At 48.9% G+C, this 18,109-nt stretch carries 17 protein-coding genes and 1 pseudogene; 14 read left to right on the top strand and 4 right to left on the bottom strand.

The features are described from left to right. Nucleotides 1-12 precede the first annotated feature (12 nt). Genes P8P30_03555 through P8P30_03540 form a run of 4 tightly spaced genes read left to right on the top strand, consistent with a single transcriptional unit; the run spans nucleotide 13 to nucleotide 3,123 of the window. Nucleotides 13-549, top strand: coding sequence for a shikimate kinase (locus tag P8P30_03555; protein ID MDG1286623.1), 537 nt, complete (start codon nucleotides 13-15; stop codon nucleotides 547-549). After that, complete coding sequence (gene aroB / locus P8P30_03550; protein ID MDG1286622.1) at nucleotides 546-1,613, top strand: 3-dehydroquinate synthase; 1,068 nt, start codon at nucleotides 546-548, stop codon at nucleotides 1,611-1,613. Before P8P30_03555 ends, aroB begins: the two co-directional genes overlap by 4 nt. Before the next feature lie 12 nt (nucleotides 1,614-1,625). Beyond that, nucleotides 1,626-2,918, top strand: a complete 1,293-nt coding sequence (locus P8P30_03545; protein ID MDG1286621.1) for an HlyC/CorC family transporter — start codon at nucleotides 1,626-1,628, stop codon at nucleotides 2,916-2,918. 4 nt (nucleotides 2,919-2,922) lie between these two features. Beyond that, nucleotides 2,923-3,123: a hypothetical protein gene (locus P8P30_03540; GenBank protein MDG1286620.1), complete on the top strand. Its 201-nt coding sequence runs from the start codon at nucleotides 2,923-2,925 to the stop codon at nucleotides 3,121-3,123. 120 nt (nucleotides 3,124-3,243) lie between these two features. On the opposite strand, the gene P8P30_03535 is transcribed toward P8P30_03540, so the two are convergent. Beyond that, entirely contained in the window at nucleotides 3,244-4,893 is a 1,650-nt protein-coding gene (locus P8P30_03535) for an alanine/glycine:cation symporter family protein (GenBank protein MDG1286619.1), read from the bottom strand. Nucleotides 4,894-5,199: 306 nt separating this feature from the next. Between P8P30_03535 and P8P30_03530 the strand changes: the two genes are divergently transcribed. The 10 genes and pseudogenes from P8P30_03530 (at nucleotide 5,200) to P8P30_03485 (ending at nucleotide 13,822) form a co-directional block, all read left to right on the top strand. Next, nucleotides 5,200-5,769: a cytochrome c oxidase assembly protein gene (locus tag P8P30_03530; protein ID MDG1286618.1), complete on the top strand. Its 570-nt coding sequence runs from the start codon at nucleotides 5,200-5,202 to the stop codon at nucleotides 5,767-5,769. 3 nt (nucleotides 5,770-5,772) lie between these two features. After that, the gene (locus P8P30_03525; protein ID MDG1286617.1) at nucleotides 5,773-6,588 is read left to right on the top strand and encodes a cytochrome c oxidase subunit 3; all 816 of its coding nucleotides are present in this window, start codon (nucleotides 5,773-5,775) and stop codon (nucleotides 6,586-6,588) included. Continuing rightward, nucleotides 6,546-6,896: a DUF983 domain-containing protein gene (locus P8P30_03520; protein ID MDG1286616.1), complete on the top strand. Its 351-nt coding sequence runs from the start codon at nucleotides 6,546-6,548 to the stop codon at nucleotides 6,894-6,896. The genes P8P30_03525 and P8P30_03520 overlap by 43 nt, the downstream gene beginning before the upstream one ends. Then, nucleotides 6,897-7,595, top strand: coding sequence for an SURF1 family protein (locus P8P30_03515; protein MDG1286615.1), 699 nt, complete (start codon nucleotides 6,897-6,899; stop codon nucleotides 7,593-7,595). A gap of 501 nt (nucleotides 7,596-8,096) precedes the next feature. After that, nucleotides 8,097-9,557 (top strand): replicative DNA helicase, encoded by a 1,461-nt coding sequence (locus tag P8P30_03510; protein ID MDG1286614.1) that lies wholly within the window; start codon nucleotides 8,097-8,099, stop codon nucleotides 9,555-9,557. Nucleotides 9,558-9,619: 62 nt separating this feature from the next. Beyond that, nucleotides 9,620-10,015, top strand: a pseudogene (gene mscL / locus P8P30_03505) (large-conductance mechanosensitive channel protein MscL). Nucleotides 10,016-10,175: 160 nt separating this feature from the next. After that, nucleotides 10,176-11,093, top strand: a complete 918-nt coding sequence (locus tag P8P30_03500) for a mechanosensitive ion channel (protein ID MDG1286613.1) — start codon at nucleotides 10,176-10,178, stop codon at nucleotides 11,091-11,093. Nucleotides 11,094-11,095: 2 nt separating this feature from the next. After that, the gene (gene alr, locus P8P30_03495) at nucleotides 11,096-12,202 is read left to right on the top strand and encodes an alanine racemase (protein MDG1286612.1); all 1,107 of its coding nucleotides are present in this window, start codon (nucleotides 11,096-11,098) and stop codon (nucleotides 12,200-12,202) included. A 22-nt stretch (nucleotides 12,203-12,224) separates the two neighbouring features. Continuing rightward, the gene (locus tag P8P30_03490) at nucleotides 12,225-12,995 is read left to right on the top strand and encodes an ABC transporter permease (protein ID MDG1286611.1); all 771 of its coding nucleotides are present in this window, start codon (nucleotides 12,225-12,227) and stop codon (nucleotides 12,993-12,995) included. Continuing rightward, nucleotides 12,992-13,822 (top strand): ATP-binding cassette domain-containing protein, encoded by an 831-nt coding sequence (locus P8P30_03485; protein MDG1286610.1) that lies wholly within the window; start codon nucleotides 12,992-12,994, stop codon nucleotides 13,820-13,822. The genes P8P30_03490 and P8P30_03485 overlap by 4 nt, the downstream gene beginning before the upstream one ends. Here the strand turns inward: P8P30_03485 and recJ are convergent. Genes recJ through P8P30_03470 form a run of 3 tightly spaced genes read right to left on the bottom strand, consistent with a single transcriptional unit; the run spans nucleotide 13,819 to nucleotide 18,102 of the window. Next, nucleotides 13,819-15,600, bottom strand: a complete 1,782-nt coding sequence (gene recJ, locus P8P30_03480) for a single-stranded-DNA-specific exonuclease RecJ (GenBank protein MDG1286609.1) — start codon at nucleotides 15,598-15,600, stop codon at nucleotides 13,819-13,821. The two genes, P8P30_03485 and recJ, sit on opposite strands and share 4 nt — an antisense overlap. Then, the gene (locus tag P8P30_03475; protein ID MDG1286608.1) at nucleotides 15,593-16,891 is read right to left on the bottom strand and encodes a homoserine dehydrogenase; all 1,299 of its coding nucleotides are present in this window, start codon (nucleotides 16,889-16,891) and stop codon (nucleotides 15,593-15,595) included. The genes recJ and P8P30_03475 overlap by 8 nt, the downstream gene beginning before the upstream one ends. Beyond that, entirely contained in the window at nucleotides 16,888-18,102 is a 1,215-nt protein-coding gene (locus tag P8P30_03470) for an LL-diaminopimelate aminotransferase (GenBank protein ID MDG1286607.1), read from the bottom strand. The genes P8P30_03475 and P8P30_03470 overlap by 4 nt, the downstream gene beginning before the upstream one ends. Nucleotides 18,103-18,109: the final 7 nt, after the last annotated feature.

The raw sequence follows: 18,109 nt of genomic DNA, 5'->3' as shown, positions 1-18,109 counted from the left end.
TACTCGACGCAAATGGCAAGCCTATCCAAACCAATTGTTCTCATCGGCTTGATGGGAGCGGGAAAATCGACTATCGGTGCTCGCCTAGGGCAAGCGCTGAAGCTGCCTTTTGTCGATTCGGATAGCGAAATTGAAGAATCTGCCGGGTGCTCAATTTCCGATCTTTTTGCCATCTATGATGAAGAAGTCTTCCGTGATTTGGAAAAACGCGTCATTAAACGCTTACTCGGCACCCACAATCAGATCCTCGCAACGGGTGGCGGTGCCTATATGCAACCCCCTATTCGTGAGATGATTGCAAAGAAGGCTTTCACTATCTGGCTTCGCGCTGATCTAGACGTCTTACTCGAACGCGTGAACCGTCGCGATACCCGCCCCTTACTCGCCAAAGGTAACAAGCAGAAGATCCTCTCAAAGCTGATCAAGGAGCGCTATCCTATCTATGAAAAGGCTGACATGATTGTTGATAGTGGCACAGGCGCGCATGAGAATGTGGTTAAAACCATCGTCAAACGCCTCAAGAAAGAACAACCGGGCCTATTTATATGAAAATTGCTCTACCCGATGGGCGCAGCTATCCGATCCATATCGGCCAAGGTTTACTCGCCAAAGCCGGTGAACTGATCGATGCACCACGCACGATCATCATTACCGATGAGAATGTCGCGCCGCATTGGCTTGACCGTCTGACGGAGAATCTAAATATTGGCTTTGACGTGATCGTGCTGCCAGCAGGTGAAGCGACCAAGTCGTTTAATTTACTGGAACAGCTCCTCAATGAACTGCTTGGCTTAAAGCCCGACCGCAAGACTCTCCTTATTGCCCTTGGCGGCGGCGTGGTGGGTGATATTACCGGCTTTGCAGCGAGCATCTTATTGCGCGGCGTACCATTCGTCCAAATCCCCACCACCCTACTATCGCAAGTGGATAGCTCGGTTGGTGGCAAAACGGGCATTAACAGTGAGTATGGCAAAAACCTAATTGGTAGCTTCTATCAGCCCCAAGCCGTGATCATTGATCCAGACACGCTCTCTACCTTGCCTGATCGTGAATTACGCGCTGGCTTTGGGGAAGTGATCAAAGCTGCTTGTATTCACAGCGAAACCTTCTTCGCATGGTTAGAAAAGAACCACCTTGCTATATTAAACAGAGATACTGCGGCCCTCACCCACACCATTACACAGTCAGTGCAAATCAAAGCGACTATTGTCGAACAGGATGAACGCGAGGCAGGGGTGCGAGCCTTACTCAATCTAGGCCATACATTCGGCCATGCGCTAGAAGTCGAGCTCGCCTACGATGGAACCTTAGTGCATGGCGAAGCGGTGGCCATTGGTATGGCCATGGCATTTACCTATTGTGCGAACCAAGGCATCTGTTCTGAAGTAGATGCAAAACGAGTCATCGCCCTTATTGAAAGCTCTGACCTGCCTGTCACCGCCCATGATTGGCCCACAGCCGAGACGCTACTGGCGCACATGCAGCAGGATAAAAAGGCAGAAAATGGTGAGTTAACGTTGGTTCTCGCCCGCACTATCGGCGATTGTTTTATCGAGAAGCAGGTTGATTGTGCCAGCATGGTTGATTTTTTACGCAAATACGGGCAAAATTAGAACGTAACGTCAATGGACTTAGAAACTAGCTTACATTTATTAGCCATCTTTGTGCTGATCCTCTGCTCTGGATTTTTCTCCGGGTCAGAAACCGGTTTAACCGCCGTTTCGCGTGCGCGAATTTTCCAACTAATGAAAGAGAATAACCGACGCGCCAAATTAGTCGGTAAATTACGCCAGGAGAAAGAATCCCTGATTGGCGCGATCTTACTCGGCAATAATCTCGTCAATATCCTAGCTTCTGCCCTTGCCACCAGCCTGGCGATCTCGCTTTGGGGAGAAGTCGGTGTTGTTTATGCAACGATCGCTATGACCTCACTGGTGCTTGTCTTTGCCGAGGTGCTTCCTAAAACCTTTGCCATTAAACGCTCGGAACAAGTCTCCTTAGCTGTTGCTCCGGTCATTGCAATTTGCGTGACACTTTTCTCTCCCGTTACCTTAGCTGTGAAATGGTTTATCACGCAGATATTTGCTCTCTTTGGCATTGATGTGTGTGAAGAAAACGCCCTAATGCCCGCGACGGACCTCCTGCGCGGCACGATTGAGATGCATCACCGCGAAGGCCAGATGGAAAAACAAGATCGTGATATGCTGGACAGTATCCTTGAGCTTAAGGAAATCGAAGTTGAAGAAGTGATGGTTCACCGCAAGCAGGTAGAAGGACTTGATATTGCAGAGGAGGTTTCAACAATCATTGATACGGCCATCAATTCGCCGCATAGCCGCCTACCCGTTTATGAAGGCGAATATACAAATGTCGTAGGCATCTTACATTTGAAGACGCTTCTACGCCTTATTCATAAACGTGGGAGAGCCAATATTACGCGCAAAGACATTCGTAGCATCCTACTGAAGCCATGGTTTATCCCTTCCACAACAAGCCTAAAAGAACAACTCTACGCTTTCCGTCAGAAACGTCAGCATTTCGCGCTCGTGGTCGATGAATATGGTGATCTCCAAGGTATTGTGACACTCGAAGATGTGATCGAGGAAATCGTCGGCGAGATCGATGATGAATATGATACGATTGACCTTAGCGGTATTGTCGAGCTCTCGTCTGACACATGGATGGTTGAGGGAAATACCGGTATCCGCGACCTTAACCGCCACCTTGATTGGGAGTTACCCGACGAGGATGCCAATACGATCGCGGGCCTTGTTTTGCAAGAAGCCCGCGATATTCCGACGAAGGGCGAAGTGTTTGAGACAGCTGGCTGTCGTTTTATTGTCGAAGCTTGTACGCCAACACAAATTACACGCGTGCGTATTGAAAAGCTCGAAACACCCCCTGAGGGTGACGAGTAAGATCATGCCTAAAGGAACCGAGTTTAACGGCGAAGCTATCATTGAATTCATTCACCAAGGTCGCTATGTGAAGGTGACAGCCATTGACCCTGTCACAGGGATTGAGGCGAGTATTGTCGGCGACCCTAAGGCGCCAGAGCAGACGCTGCAAGAGCTTGCCATTAAGAGGCTTGCTTACGTTATCAAGAAGCGTTCAAACACTTAGAGCACGACTCCCCTCACTTCTTTCCTCAGCCCTTTATTTCTCTTACCAATATAGCATAAAAAAAGCGGGTAAATCCAAAAGAACCCACCCGCTTGATTAGATCAACTAAGCTATTGCTAACTAGTCTTTCATATTATTGAGCTTCACCTTACCCGCTTTCAAGCGCGCGCGGTACTCTTTCACTTCTTTGCTCAACACACCAGATAGCAAGTACATACCAATCAGGTTCGGTACAGACATCGCTAGGAGCGCTAGGTCAGAGAAGTTCACAATCAAGTTGAAGCCTTCATTCGCCGCATCTTGCATTGCGCCACCAAAGAATACAGCCGCACAGAAGAGCACATGATAAAGACGAATCTTTCCGCTACCAAACAGGTAGTTCCACGCACGTTCACCATAGTAACTCCATGTCAACATCGTAGAGAAGGCAAAGAGCGATACTGCGATGGAAAGTACAACCGGGAACCAGTCAATCACGGTTGCGAAAGATTGGCTCGTTAGGATAACACCATCTGCCGTACCATCTTGGTAAACGCCAGTGACGGTAATCACCAAACCGGTCATCAAACAAATCACCATCGTATCGATGAACGGCTCGAGAATCGCAACCGAACCCACTTGCACAGGCTCGTTACATTTCGTTGCCGCCATCACGATCGGTGCAGAACCCACACCGGCTTCGTTCGAGAAGGCCGCACGACGGAAGCCCATAATCATCGCTCCAAAGATACCACCTGCTGCCGATTCCATGCTGAATGCCAGATCCATAATCAACGCTAGAGCGGCTGGAACTTTATCTGCATTCACAATAAGCACGACCATCGCGGCTGAAAGGTAGATCAATGCCATTAACGGAACAATCGCTTCTGCAACGGATGCAATACGCGATACACCACCGATAAGCACAATACCCACCGCTACCGCCATGACGAGTGAAATCACCCAATCCATATCCGTTAGTGAGAAAGTATGCGTAAGGGAGGCAACCATTTGGTTCGCTTGGAACATGTTACCACCACCAAACGCACCACAGAGACAAAGAAACGCAAACAATACGGCAAGATACTTACCAAGTTTCGCCATTCCAAGTTCTTTCAAACCATCACGTAAGTAATAGAACGCACCACCGGAAACCGCACCATTCTCATCGACTCGACGGTATTTATGGCCCAAGGTTACTTCAGCAAATTTCGTCGACATGCCGAGAAAACCTGCGACCATCATCCAAAAGATAGCACCCGGGCCACCCATGGTAACCGCAACCGCTACACCAGCAATGTTACCCAAACCAACCGTACCTGAAACCGCAGCTGCAAGAGATTGGAAGGGAGTCACTTGTCCTACATCTTCTTTACGAAGATATTTGTTGGTTACCACAGCGAGGCCGTGACCGAACATACGCAAGTTAATGAGAGATAAACGGAAGGTGAAGAACGCACCTCCAAGAATGAGCCAGAACACTACGAAAGGGAAACCACGTTGCACGACTTCACAATCTTCATCCACTTCAGGGAAACCAATGGTTTCAGGGAAGAGCTCGTAGAATAAAACCGTGTCCATCACATCGATCACAGCGCCGAAGCCTGTTTTAAAACCGCGAACAAGCGCGAGCTCTTCTGTGTTATGCTTTGCAGCTTCTATCAGATCATCGGCTATTTCAGCTTCACCTGGAGGCGCCTCAGCCGCATATACAATGAGATTAGCCTTACAAAGCTGCACTTGCTCATCTAACGTTTGTGCCGAAGCCGCAAACGGTACTGAGAGCAGCATAACCATTGATAAAACAACGAAAATTCTAGAAAAAGAGGTCATATTTAATTACCCTGATATTTTTGTATTATTTCAAAACCTTCTATCAGGGATGTAAGAAACTGCAAGCTATGATTCCGATTACGCTCGCCAAAACCCTTTCATTTGTCTATAAGAGCTGCATGGAAAATGATACTGACCGCGGCAAAGCTCTCCGCACTAAAAATTGGATATTACTCGCCCTTCTCTTAGGTTTTATGCTGCTTCTTTACTCGATGAGCTTCATTAAATTCGGTGAAACGGTGGCTCGAGCGACTTGAAGTAAACATGAGCGCTCCTAAAAATAAAAACAATTCTCTGGTTTTGAGTCTTGTTGCCATCGTTGTGGGCATGACAATGCTGAGTTACGCTTCGGTACCGCTTTATCGCCTCTTCTGCCAGGTCACCGGTTATGGTGGCACCACCACCGAAGTCACGCTAGCCGATATCCCTACAAAACCATCCGATCACGAAATCACGGTTCGCTTTAATGCTATCACCTTTGACGGGCTGCCTTGGAAGTTTGAAACAAAGCAAAACTCCATCCCTATGAAAGTCGGCGAACATAAACTCGCTTTTTTCAAGGCAACCAACTTAAGCGACCAACCGACGACCGGAATGGCGACTTATAATGTGACCCCCCATAAAATGGGCGAATATTTCGCTAAAATTCAATGCTTTTGCTTTGATGAACAAACACTTGCACCCGGTGAGTCCATGGATATGCCTGTGTCATTTTACATAGACCCAGACATGCTAAATGACGATGATGCGCAAAATGTTACCACAATCACCTTGTCTTACACATTTTTTCCGGTAAAAAATGCCAATACACAAACTTCTAATGAAGGCTCATGAATCATGGCTGAAAAACCTGCACATCCCTATCACCTCGTAGACCCGAGCCCATGGCCGTTTGTCGGCGCAATGAGCTTACTCGCATTCACACTTGGCATGGCGATGGCGATGCATGATGTCGTTTTTGGTAAAGCCCTTGCCATTCTTGGCTTACTCGGTGTGTTTTACACCATGTATGGCTGGTGGCGTGATGTTGTTGAGGAATCTACGAAAGATCCCGTTCACACGGCACCGGTACAGCTCGGCTTACGCGCAGGTATGGCGCTCTTCATTACGTCTGAAGTCATGTTCTTTGCGGCCTTCTTCTGGGCATTCTTCAATGCTAGCATGTATCCTGTCCTTCCTTTGGAAGATGTCTGGACGATGGCAGAAGGCATTTGGCCGCCTAAAGGTATCGAAACCTTCGACGCATTTAGCCTCCCGTTCCTAAACACCCTGATCCTCCTTCTTTCAGGCTGCACGGCGACTTGGGCACATCATGCATTGCTAGATGATGACCGCGACGGCTTGATTAAAGGCCTTAGCTGGACCGTATTCCTCGGAGGAAGCTTTACCCTGCTGCAGGCGTATGAATATTCTCACGCAGCCTTTGGCTTTACAGATGGCATTTATGCCAGCACCTTCTACATGGCGACTGGCTTCCACGGCTTGCACGTACTTATCGGAACGATCTTCCTTGCCGTGTGCTTGGTTCGTGCCCGCAAAGGTCAGCTAACGAAGAAGAACCATCTCGGTTTTGAATTTGCGGCTTGGTATTGGCACTTTGTCGATGTCGTATGGTTGTTCCTGTTCATCTTTGTTTACTGGTGGGGTGGTTGATCCACTGCCCACATTGCAAGCAAGGCTCTGTCTTTTCGGGTTTTCTAAGCGTACATAAGCACTGCCCTGAATGCGAGTATGAGCTAGATAAGCACGAAACCGCCGATGGCCCCGCCTTCTTAGTGATGACCATTATGGGATTTCTGATTTGCGGATTAGCTGCTTGGGTTGAACTAAAATACGAACCGGCTTACTGGATACATGCCGTACTCTGGGTTCCGGCCATCTGTATTGGCTCGCCCTTTATGCTGCGCTATCTCAAAGGCTGGCTGATCAATTATCAATATACCCTGACAAATGAGGATTAAATGCTGAAACGTCTTATTCCCTGGATCTTTATTGCCGGTACGGTTGGTGTGTTGGTTGGGCTTGGCAGCTGGCAAATGCAGCGCCTTGCATGGAAAGATCAGCTGCTTGCACAATATGAAACCGGCAAGACCTTGCCCGCGCTTGAACTAAGCGCCATCGCTTCACAAGATTTGAATAACAATGCCTACCGCCACCTAAAATTCAGCGGTAAGTTTATGCATGATAAAGAGGTGCATTTAGGTGGCCGTCGCTGGCACGGCAAAACCGGATACCAAGTGCTCACCCCAATGAAGATGAAGGATGGTCGAATCTTTCTCGTCAATCGTGGCTGGATTCCGTTTGAACTGAAAGATCAGGAAAAGCGCGCTGATTCTATCGCCCAATCGCACGCGAGCCTGACGGCTGTGCTGCGCATCCCGAAACAAGCACAACTTTTCACGCCGGAGAATCATCCAAAAAAGAACTTTTGGTTCACGGTGGATGTGCCCGCGATCACTGAATTTACTGGCGTCACACCTGAACCCGTGATGCTAGAAGTCATCGAAGCCGAACCCGATATTAACGCCTTTCCTATTCCTTCTGATGGCGTGCGTGTTTTCCGCAACGATCATCTCGGCTATGCCCTCACCTGGTATGCATTAGCCCTCGGCGCCCTCATCATGTTCTGGGCCCGAGTTCTACGCCAACCCAAAAATTAGACAAAAAAGAACAGCAGCACACTGCGTGCATGCTGCTGTCTTTTAATAATCGAAAAAACCTACCTCGTCGACTTTGTCTTCACAAAAGTCCTCTTTTGTTTTTTCGTGAGAATCTTCGGCTTTTGTTTACCAAGCTTTTTGGCTTTAGCTTTTAGAATCTCTTCCGTGTTTTTCTTTTTCTTCTCTTCTTTCTTTTTACCAGTTTTGATTGGCGTAGTATAAAGGTATTAAAGATTTTTTGATCACAAACTCATCACACTAACGCGTAATCTGTAGTGAATTGTCGGCGTGAATAATAGGATCACAAACAATCTAGGTTATAAATAAATAAAATAATAAATATAAAATACAGATTACGAAATACCTGATGAATATACGGACAGAGCCTCGATGAGTAAAGTTACAGTTCTGTGACAACTTTATTAACAAGCAGGCTTGCCGTAAGCTCAAAACTCGCTATTCTAATTCTCCGCTCACATAACAATAAGAAGAACGCATATAGTGGAAGCTCTCCCGCAACTCGTTGATACGGATAATAACTCAGAGGCTTTGTCTCGTGAGGCGCCGCATAATATTGAAGCGGAACAGGCACTGCTTGGCGCTATTTTGCAAAATAACGAAGCGTTGCATCATGTGGTTGATTCGCTGCAATCGGAGCATTTCTATCAGCCGCTGCATCAAAAGATCTTTCACAGTATCAGCCTGCATCACGAAAAAGGTATGATTGCCAATGCGGTCACGCTCAAACACGGCTTCGTACAGGAAGACGGCAATGCCGGGGAATATCTTGGGCAACTCGCCGTCTCTGCGGTGTCGATCATCAATGTGAAAGAATATAGCCAGCTGGTGCTCGACCTTGCCAAGAAACGGGAGCTGATCAGTATCGGCACTGATGTCGTCAATGAAGCTTACGTGGCCGACGATGAGCGCACGGCAACCGAACATATTGAAGAGGCGGAGCAACGCCTTTACAGCCTAGCCTCTGAAGGTATCGCCAATAAATCATTCGCGCCGGTCAGTGGTGCGGTGAAAGATGCGGTAGCAAGTGCTGAACGCGCCTTTAAACATAGTGGCGAAACCGTTGGTTTACCAACAGGCTTGAGTGGTTTAAATAAACTGCTCGGCGGCTTCCAAAATTCTGATTTGATTATTCTGGCCGGTCGTCCTTCGATGGGTAAAACCGCCCTCGCCCTTTCGATGGCGCATCATGTGGCGAAACATTTTGAGCATCAACATAATGCCAGCGGTAGCACAGCGAAAATGCCATCGGTCGGGTTCTTCTCATTAGAGATGTCATCGGAGCAATTAGCTGGACGCTTACTTTCGAGTGACTCTGGCATCAACGCCTCCGACATTCGCCGCGGTACCTTCGACCAAGACCAATTCGGAACGATGGTCGAAAGCAGCCATAACATCGCACGCTTGCCGCTCTTTATTGATGATACGCCAGCCGTCAGTATTTCTTCCATGCGCGCCCGCGCTCGGCGCTTGAAGCGGATGCATAACCTTTCCCTCTTAGTGGTCGATTATTTGCAGCTTATGCGCGGCTCGGCAAAATCCGGGGATAACCGTGTGCAGGAAGTGTCTGAAATTACGATGGGTTTAAAATCTATCGCCAAGGAATTGAATATCCCCGTGATCGCGCTTTCACAGCTTTCGCGTCAGGTTGAAAACCGTGATGATAAACGCCCACAACTGGCTGACCTTCGCGAATCCGGCTCGATTGAGCAAGATGCGGATATCGTGATGTTTGTGTATCGTGAGGAATATTACCTCATGCGCACCATGCCGCGTGAAGAAGAAGTCGATAAGTTTATGGCATGGCAAGAAGAGATGGATAAGATCCATGGCTTGGCCGAAGTGATCGTTTCGAAAAACAGACATGGTGGCATTCAGAACATCACCTGTGCCTTTCAGGCCGAGATGGCACGTTTTTCTGACCTCGAAAAAGACAATTACTAACGATTCCCTTGTAAAACTCTCTTGAAACTCCAATAAGTTAGGAAACTTTAGGAGATTTGAATATGAGTATGATGAAAGAATTTAAAGACTTTGCCATAAAAGGCAATGTTGTCGATATGGCTGTTGGTATCATTATTGGTGCCGCTTTTGGTAAGATCGTATCCGCCTTTGTAAATGGTGTGATTATGCCGCCACTAGGCCTAATGATGGGTGGCGTTAACTTCGCAGACCTTAAACATGTGATTCAAGAAGCAAATGGCGATGTCGTTGAAGTTGCAATTAAATATGGTGAGTTTGTTCAAACCGTTATCGACTTCGCTATCGTTGCACTGGCTGTTTTCATGGCAGTTAAAGTGATTAACGGCATGAAGAAAAAAGAAGAAGCGGCTCCTGCGAAACCTGCTGCGAAGCCGGCCCAAGAAGTTCTTCTTGAAGAAATTCGCGACGCTTTGAAAAAAGCTCCTGCGAAGCCAGCTGCGGCGAAAAAGCCTGCTGCAAAACGTGCTCCTGCAAAGAAAGCACCGGCGAAGAAAAAGTAAGCTATTCTTACTTGATTAAAACGTAAAAAGGCGGTCTTTATAGGGCCGCCTTTTTTACACCTAAATAGAGAGAACTAAAATGGATCAAATGAACGAATGGATTGCACAAATCGATACTGAATTTTTAGTCGGTTATGCTATTGAATATGGAACAGCGATTATTAGCGCGATTCTGATTTTTTTAATTGGTAAAGTAATTGCACGAAGTATCAGCAACCTCATTCGCAAAGTGCTGGAAAAAAACAAACTCGACTCCACGATTGTCTCTTTCCTTTCCAACATTATTTATTACATCTTATTTGGTATCGTTATTATCTCGGCTATTGGTGCCTTGGGAGTCGAAACTACCTCACTAGCCGCTGTTATTGCAGCCGCAGGCCTCGCCATCGGCTTAGCACTGCAAGGTTCGCTTTCTAACTTTGCAGCCGGCGTAATGATCATTATGTTCCGCCCTTTCCGCAACGGCCATTATATCGATGTTGCCGGCGTGGCTGGCACGGTGGAGGAAGTCAATATCTTCACCACCCATCTCGTCACCGTTGATAACTGCTCTGTCATTATTCCCAATGGCACTATTATTTCAGGCAATATCACGAACTACTCACAGAAGAAAAAACGTCGTGTCGATTTGGTGATTGGCGTCGCTTATCACGAGAACCTCTCTCACGTAAAGGAAGTACTCAAAGATATCGTCACCTCGCAAGATAAAATTCTTGCAGAACCTGCTTACAACCTTGCCGTTTCTGAATTGGCAGATAGCAGCGTGAACCTTATTTTACGCCCATGGGTGAAGTCTGAGGATTATTTCGAAGTGAAGTTTGAATTGACCGAAGCCATTAAAAATCGCTTTGATGAAGAAGGCATTTCCATCCCATTCCCACAGCGCGATGTGCATATGTTAGCGGCTCCCGCACCTAAAGTGACAACACCAAAAAAGGTAACTACTAAAAAAACTCCGGCAAAAAAAGCAACGACGACTAAGAGGAAGTCTGCCTAAGAATGGATTCTGGTTCTACTACTTTAGAAGTCGACCTAGGCGCCATTTTGCGCAATTGGAAGCTTTTAAACCAAACTCATGGAAATCATGATTGCGCAGCTGTGGTCAAAGCCAATGCATACGGCTTGGGAATGGAAGAAATTGCCGCTACCTTGGCCGATGCGGGCTGCCCGCATTTCTTCGTTGCCACCTTAGACGAGGCGATCGAATTACGTGAAGTACTAACCAGCCAATTTATTTATGTTTTGGCAGGAGTTCAGGGCGGTGAAGTCGAAGGGTTCCTCGATTATAACATCATTCCCGTGCTCAATTCGATGCCGCAATTTGAACGTTGGGAGGCAGTGGCTAAAGACACCAAAGCTGCCGCCTCCGTTCTGCATATCGACACGGGTATGAACCGCTTAGGGATCTCAGTGGATGAGGCTGAAAAGCTCGCCATGGAAGAGGAGCGCCTGCATGCTGCGCAAATTCGGTTTATCATGAGCCACTTAGCGTGCGCGAGCCATACTGATTCCGAATTCAACAAGCAACAACTGGAGCGCTTCAGTCATATTCGCCGCTGCTTCCCGAACCTACCTGCTAGCTTATCCAACTCTGCTGGCGTCTTTTTAGGGTCAAACTTTCATCATGACCTCGCCCGCCCAGGTTGCGCGCTTTATGGTATCAACCCATTCACAGATCGCCCTAATCCGGTCGAACCGGTAGTCACGCTTACCGCCCCTATTCTACAACTCCGCACGACGACGGCAGAGAGTGAGCCGGTAGGCTATGGGGGGGATGCCACGGTCCCCAAAGGCACCCGCGTTGCGACCGTCGGAATAGGTTATGGCGATGGCTTGCACCGCATTCTTTCCGGTAGCAACCTGCACGGCTACATTGGCGAGCATGCCGCACCGATTATCGGGCGAATCTCGATGGATCTCATCACGTTAGATGTGACTCATATTCCGCGTGATGCCTTAAGCGAAGGCACCAGTGTTGAGCTCCTCAACGCCAAGCAAGATGTGAATGCCATGGCCGATGCAGCACAGACCATCGGCTATGAAATTCTCACCAGTATTTCACCACGCGTAAAAAGACATTATCATGGCTATGGACAGAGCAATTAGTTCTGTTAAAACAAACTCCTCTATGAACCCATTCATCCCCATTGGCTCGATTGCCCTCAGTTTCTTTGAAGTCGTTGGACGCTTGAGTCTCTTCGCTGGGCGCGGTATGCTTGCAGGCGTTCGTGGCCCTTGGTATTGGCGCCAAATTTGGCGGATGATGGTCGAGATCGGTTTTTACTCGCTACCAGTCATTGGCCTTACCGCTATCTTCACAGGTGCAGTACTTGCCTTGCAAAGCTATTCTGGCTTCTCTCGCTTTTCCGCAGAGAGTTCAATCGCAACGGTTGTTGTACTGTCTATCACGCGTGAATTAGGCCCTGTATTGGCAGGTTTAATGGTTGCAGGACGTATCGGCGCCTCCTTCGCTGCGGAGATTGGCACGATGCGTGTCACCGAACAAATTGACGCACTCGAAACGCTTTCGACCAGCCCACATGCTTACCTGGTATTCCCGCGCTTAATCGCAGGGGTGCTTATGCTACCCCTACTCGTATTGGTCGCTGATATTATTGGTGTCTATGGCGGTTATCTCGTCAGTGTCCATAAGCTTGGCTTTGCGCCGGGGCCATATCTCAACAGTACGTTCGAGTTTTTGGAAGCACCTGATGTAATTTCTGGCTTAGTCAAAGCCTCCGTCTTTGGTTTCATTATCTCGCTCATGGGCTGCTATCATGGCTTCTTCTCAGGCCGTGGCGCACAAGGAGTGGGGATTGCCACGACCAATGCCGTGGTCTCTGCTTCCGTGCTTATTCTACTCTCCAACTATATTGTGACGGAGCTATTCTTCGCATGAGTGAAACGCCTAAAATTCAAATCACCGATCTCCATAAATCATTTGCTAGCAAGCAAGTCCTTAGGGGTATTGACCTTGAAGTCGCCAAGGGTGAATCACTAGTTATTATCGGGGGATCCGGTTCAGGAAAGTCCGTTCTCTTAAAGAACGTACTCGGCCTGATGCCCCCAACGAGCGGCACTATTTTGGTGGATGGCGAATCTCCGCATAACATGAGCAACCGTAAACGTATGCGTTACATGAGTAAATTCGGCATGCTCTTCCAAGGCGGCGCACTATTTGATTCCATCCCCGTTTGGCAAAACATCACCTTCGCGCCTTTCTTTAATGGTGGAATGGATAAGGACACGGCTTACAAACTGGCCGTTGAAAAGCTAGAACAAGTGGGCTTAAGCGAACGTGAAGCGGATGCATTTCCAGCCGAACTCTCAGGCGGGATGCAAAAACGTGTTGCCCTCGCCCGTGCGATTTGCGGCGATCCTGAAATTATCTTCTTCGATGAGCCCACCACTGGTCTTGATCCAATCATGGCCGATGTGATTAACGATCTTATCGTCAAATGTACGAAGGAGCTTGGCTCTACCACCATGACGATCACGCATGATATGCAATCTGCCGTGAAAATCGCCGATAAAGTGGCGATGCTTTATCAAGGGGAGATCATCTGGCAAGGCAAAGCGAAGGAAGTTTACGCTAGTAAGAACCCTTACGTAGATCAGTTCGTGCACGGCCGTGCAGATGGCCCAATTACGGATGATAATGCTAAAGCTGGCATAGGCGATGTAGAAACCGTTAAAAATGAACCCGCGGATAAAGAAGAAGCCTAAGCTTCTATCATCACGTCTTCCAACATCAAACTGACCGAAACTCGGCCTCTCCATTCTTCACGCTTCAAACGACCAATCAACGAGATGGTCTTACCTTTAGCTGCGATAAGCTGTTGGCCTAATTGTTCTTTCGCCGTGCCGAAGCTCATCACTTTTAAGCTCAAGGTAGAGCGCCCCACATTGGATTGTGGCTCTGCTACCATTAGGCGCAAATGCTCTTCGGTTTTGCCAATCACATCGGCTTTTACGAGCTGCACGCCATCCATACGAAAACGTGGAGCCGCATTACCAGCGCCGAAAGGGCCAACTTTTTCCATCAACTCGCAGAAATCTATCGAGGCTGCCGTCAGCGGAATAAGCGCGCTATATTCACGTACATAATGTTGCTGATACTCTGCGACAGCCGGTGCTAGGCGTGCGCGGGCAAAGGCAATAAACTCATCACGCTTTTCAGCCGAGACGGAAAACCCAGCCGCCATCGCATGCCCGCCGCCTGCCTCTAGCAAGCCGGCTTGCCGTGCGGCGATCACCATCTGCCCCATATCCACACCACTGACCGAACGAGCAGAGGCTTTGCCCATACCCGTGTCATTCAAAGCAATGACCGCGGTTGGTAGTCCGAATTTTTCTTTCAAACGCCCTGCAACAATGCCGATCACGCCTTCATGCCAATGTTCTGCCACGGCAAAGAGCATACTATTTTCGCCTGCGGCTAGCTGCGCTTCGGCTTGTGTCATAGCCTCTTCTTGTACTTGAGATTCAATAGCCCGCCGCTCTTTATTATAGTGATCGAGCTGCTCTGCCATCTCATGGGCTGTGCTGAAATCATCTTCGGTCAGCAAACGCACACCCAGATCAGCCTGCCCCACACGCCCACCAGCATTAATGCGCGGGCCAATCACGAAACCCAGATGGTAAGGCGATGGCGCATCCTCCACACCACCGACCGAGAGCAAGCAACTAATGCCCGCATTATGCTTTTGTGCCATAATTTTGAGACCTTGCGTCACAAAGGCGCGATTAAGCCCAACCAACGGCACCACATCGCAGACCGTACCGAGCGCGACAATATCTAGCAAGGCCTTCAGATCAGGCTCTTGTTTCCCTGTAAAGAAACCCGCCTCGCGTAAATGCTTATTCAGCGCCACGAGTGCGAGGAACGTCACGCCAACAGCCGCGAGATAAGTGTACTCGGTCGTTTCATCAAACCGGTTCGGGTTCACGACGGCCACTGACTTAGGCAATTCTAGCTCGCCTTGATGGTGATCTAATACAATGACCTCAAAACCTTTTGTCGCAGCTTCGGCCAATACACTATGCGCTAGTGCGCCCGTATCTACCGTAACAATCAAATTCGCGCCCTGCTCTTTCAGACGTTCAAACCCGTAGAGATTAGGGCCATAGCCCTCTTTTTGACGATCAGGGATATGCACGGCGGCTTCAGCGCCGCATGCACGCAAGTATCGTAGCAAAATGGCCGAGGATGTCGCGCCATCCACATCATAATCACCAAAAACGCCGATCATCTCACCCGCTTGTACCGCAGCGGCTAAACGAGTGACCGCTTGCGCCATGCCTTTAAAATGCATCGGATCTGGTAGCAATTCGCGCAGTGACGGCGCTAGATAACTCTCTAGATCGTCCAGCAGAACGCCACGCTGTTCGCATAGACGGCCAATACTTTCAGCAATACCATAACGCTGAGCGGCAGCGAGAGCATAGGATTCGTCGCTCGGACGAAGCTGCCATTGCGTACCGCTAAGCCAGTTTTCACTCATCGAAATGTTCAATACGGATGAGATGGATTTTCTCCACCACTGAATCTAGCGCGTTAATCGCATCAACGGCTTTGCGTAAATGTGACTCTTGCGTTTGATGGGTCGTGATCACGAGATGAACGGCCTGTTCTGGCTGGCGAGACTTCTGCAAAAAAGAACAAAGCGAGATATCATTATCGGAGAATATCTGTGTGACTTGGCTGAGCACTCCCGGTTGATCTAATACAGAAAGACGCAGGTAATACGCACTTTTCAGCTCATCCATTGGCGTGAATTCGACATCAGCCAATTTAGAGAGTGGCAGCGTATAAACAGGGTAATTTACCCCCCGCGCAATATCCATGATATCCGCAATCACAGAGGAAGCTGTTGGCCCGCCGCCTGCCCCACGTCCTTCGAGCGTTGACCGACCGACGGAGTCGCCCTCAATCACGATCGCATTATACACGTCATCCACGCCGATCGGTGATGATGCCGAAAGCATGCAGGGGTGCACGCGTTGCTCCACACGGCCATCTTCTGTGCGGCGCGCGATACCGAGCAGCTTGATGTTATAACCGAGCTCTTGCGCGAACTTCATATCTTGTTTGGCGATATGACGAATGCCTTCAATATGCACCTTGTCAAAATCGGGCTTGCAGCCAAAGGCGAGCGCCGTGAGAATCGACAATTTATGCGCCGCATCAATGCCATCAATATCGAAAGACGGGTCCGCTTCGGCGTAACCTAACCGGCTTGCTTCAGCCAGAGCATCTTCAAATTCAGAACCTTCATTTTGCATATGAGTGAGGATAAAATTGGACGTTCCATTTAGAATTCCCACAACCTTTTCAATGTGGTTAGCTGCCAGACCTTCACGTAATGCTTTAACGATAGGAATCCCCCCCGCAACCGCTGCTTCATAGGCTAAAGTCACGCCATTTGCTTCGGCCAATTCGGCTAGAGCGAGGCCATGCTCTGCCAATAAAGCTTTATTTGCCGTGACAACAGGCTTGCCCGCAGACAGCGCAATCTCAACAATCTCTTTAGCAATTCCTTCCGAACCACCAATCGCTTCAACCACTAAATCCACATCATTGGCTGTTGCGACTTCGCGGGCATCATCCACCCACTCTATCCCCTCAATCGGGAAATCACGATCCTTATACGGATCCCGCGCAGAAACACGCGTCACTTTGATATCACGACCTGCACGGCCAGCAATAAGCTCCGCCTGCTCGATCAAAATTTTCGCCACGCCGGAGCCAACGACTCCGAGACCTGCAATACCTACTTTTAATGGTTCACTCATGAGACATCCTTATATTTTGCAATTAGCGCTTCTGCATCTTGGGCCAGCATCTGGCGGATATTGCGTGTTGCTTGGCGCAGGCGTTGTTTATTTTCCACCATGCCGATACGCACATGGCCATCGCCATATTCGCCGAAGCCAATACCGGGTGCGACCGCCACCTCGGCTTCTTTGAGCATAATTTTTGCAAATTCCATGGAGCCTATACGCTCGTAGGCTTTCGGAAGTTTTGCCCAGATGAACATGGTTGCTTCAGGGATATCAACATCCCAGCCGCCGCGCGCAAGGCCTTCCACCAGCACATCACGGCGTTCTTTATAAATGCCACGCACCTCTTCCACGCAATCTTGCGGGCCATTAAGGGCGGCCGTCGCAGCCACCTGAATCGGCGTAAAAGCACCGTAATCGAGATAGGATTTAATCTTGGTCAGCGCGCCGATAAGCTTCTTGTTACCCACGGCAAAGCCGATACGCCAGCCGGCCATCGAGTATGTTTTACTGCATGAGGTGAACTCAACGGCGATATCACGCGCACCTTTTACCTGTAGAATCGAGGGCGGCGGCGTATCGCCAAAATAGATCTCTGCATAAGCCAGATCCGAGAGAATATAGATACCGTGATGACGACAAATATCGACAATCTCCTCATAGAACTCCAGATCCACGACTTCTGCCGTTGGATTACAAGGGTAATTGAGAATCAGCGCTTTTGGCGTGGGGGACGTATGTTTAATCGCATCTTTTAGCTTTTCAATCAGCGGCTGATCATCGGTTTTTGGCACATGGCGGATACTCCCGCCGGCAATGATGAAACCATAAGGATGGATCGGATAACTCGGATTTGGCACGAGCATCGTATCGCCCGCGCCGGTAATCGCGGAGGCTAGGTTCGCCAGTCCTTCTTTGGAACCAATGGTGACTACCACTTCAGATTCCGGGTCGAGCTCTACCCCAAAACGGCGTTCGTAATAAGCCGCTTGCGCCTTACGCAATCCAAGAATACCACGCGAAGTCGAATACCCATGCGCACGTGGATTCGCGGCCACTTCGGTAAGTTTGGCGATAATATGCGGCGCCGGCGGCATGTCGGGGTTCCCCATGCCGAGGTCGATAATATCCTTACCTGCTGCGCGATCCTCCGCTTTCATACGGTTGACTTCAGCAAAGACATAGGGCGGTAAACGCCCGATACGCGGGAATTCTTCTGACATAATTCTG

This window comes from Rickettsiales bacterium, assembly GCA_029252805.1.
In the GTDB taxonomy this organism is placed as follows: Bacteria; Pseudomonadota; Alphaproteobacteria; order Rickettsiales; family JALZUV01; genus JALZUV01.
The sequence above is the reverse complement of the archived record's forward strand: the minus strand, read 5'-3'. Positions and strand labels throughout refer to the sequence as shown.

Coding starts and splice junctions, on each gene's coding strand:
- P8P30_03555 (MDG1286623.1), top strand. CDS start 13: ATGGCAAGCCTATCCAAACCAATTGTTCTCATCGGCTTGATGGGAGCG.
- aroB (MDG1286622.1), top strand. CDS start 546: ATGAAAATTGCTCTACCCGATGGGCGCAGCTATCCGATCCATATCGGC.
- P8P30_03545 (MDG1286621.1), top strand. CDS start 1,626: ATGGACTTAGAAACTAGCTTACATTTATTAGCCATCTTTGTGCTGATC.
- P8P30_03540 (MDG1286620.1), top strand. CDS start 2,923: ATGCCTAAAGGAACCGAGTTTAACGGCGAAGCTATCATTGAATTCATT.
- P8P30_03535 (MDG1286619.1), bottom strand. CDS start 4,893: ATGCTGCTCTCAGTACCGTTTGCGGCTTCGGCACAAACGTTAGATGAG.
- P8P30_03530 (MDG1286618.1), top strand. CDS start 5,200: ATGAGCGCTCCTAAAAATAAAAACAATTCTCTGGTTTTGAGTCTTGTT.
- P8P30_03525 (MDG1286617.1), top strand. CDS start 5,773: ATGGCTGAAAAACCTGCACATCCCTATCACCTCGTAGACCCGAGCCCA.
- P8P30_03520 (MDG1286616.1), top strand. CDS start 6,546: ATGGTTGTTCCTGTTCATCTTTGTTTACTGGTGGGGTGGTTGATCCAC.
- P8P30_03515 (MDG1286615.1), top strand. CDS start 6,897: ATGCTGAAACGTCTTATTCCCTGGATCTTTATTGCCGGTACGGTTGGT.
- P8P30_03500 (MDG1286613.1), top strand. CDS start 10,176: ATGGATCAAATGAACGAATGGATTGCACAAATCGATACTGAATTTTTA.
- alr (MDG1286612.1), top strand. CDS start 11,096: ATGGATTCTGGTTCTACTACTTTAGAAGTCGACCTAGGCGCCATTTTG.
- P8P30_03490 (MDG1286611.1), top strand. CDS start 12,225: ATGAACCCATTCATCCCCATTGGCTCGATTGCCCTCAGTTTCTTTGAA.
- P8P30_03485 (MDG1286610.1), top strand. CDS start 12,992: ATGAGTGAAACGCCTAAAATTCAAATCACCGATCTCCATAAATCATTT.
- recJ (MDG1286609.1), bottom strand. CDS start 15,600: ATGAGTGAAAACTGGCTTAGCGGTACGCAATGGCAGCTTCGTCCGAGC.
- P8P30_03475 (MDG1286608.1), bottom strand. CDS start 16,891: ATGAGTGAACCATTAAAAGTAGGTATTGCAGGTCTCGGAGTCGTTGGC.
- P8P30_03470 (MDG1286607.1), bottom strand. CDS start 18,102: ATGTCAGAAGAATTCCCGCGTATCGGGCGTTTACCGCCCTATGTCTTT.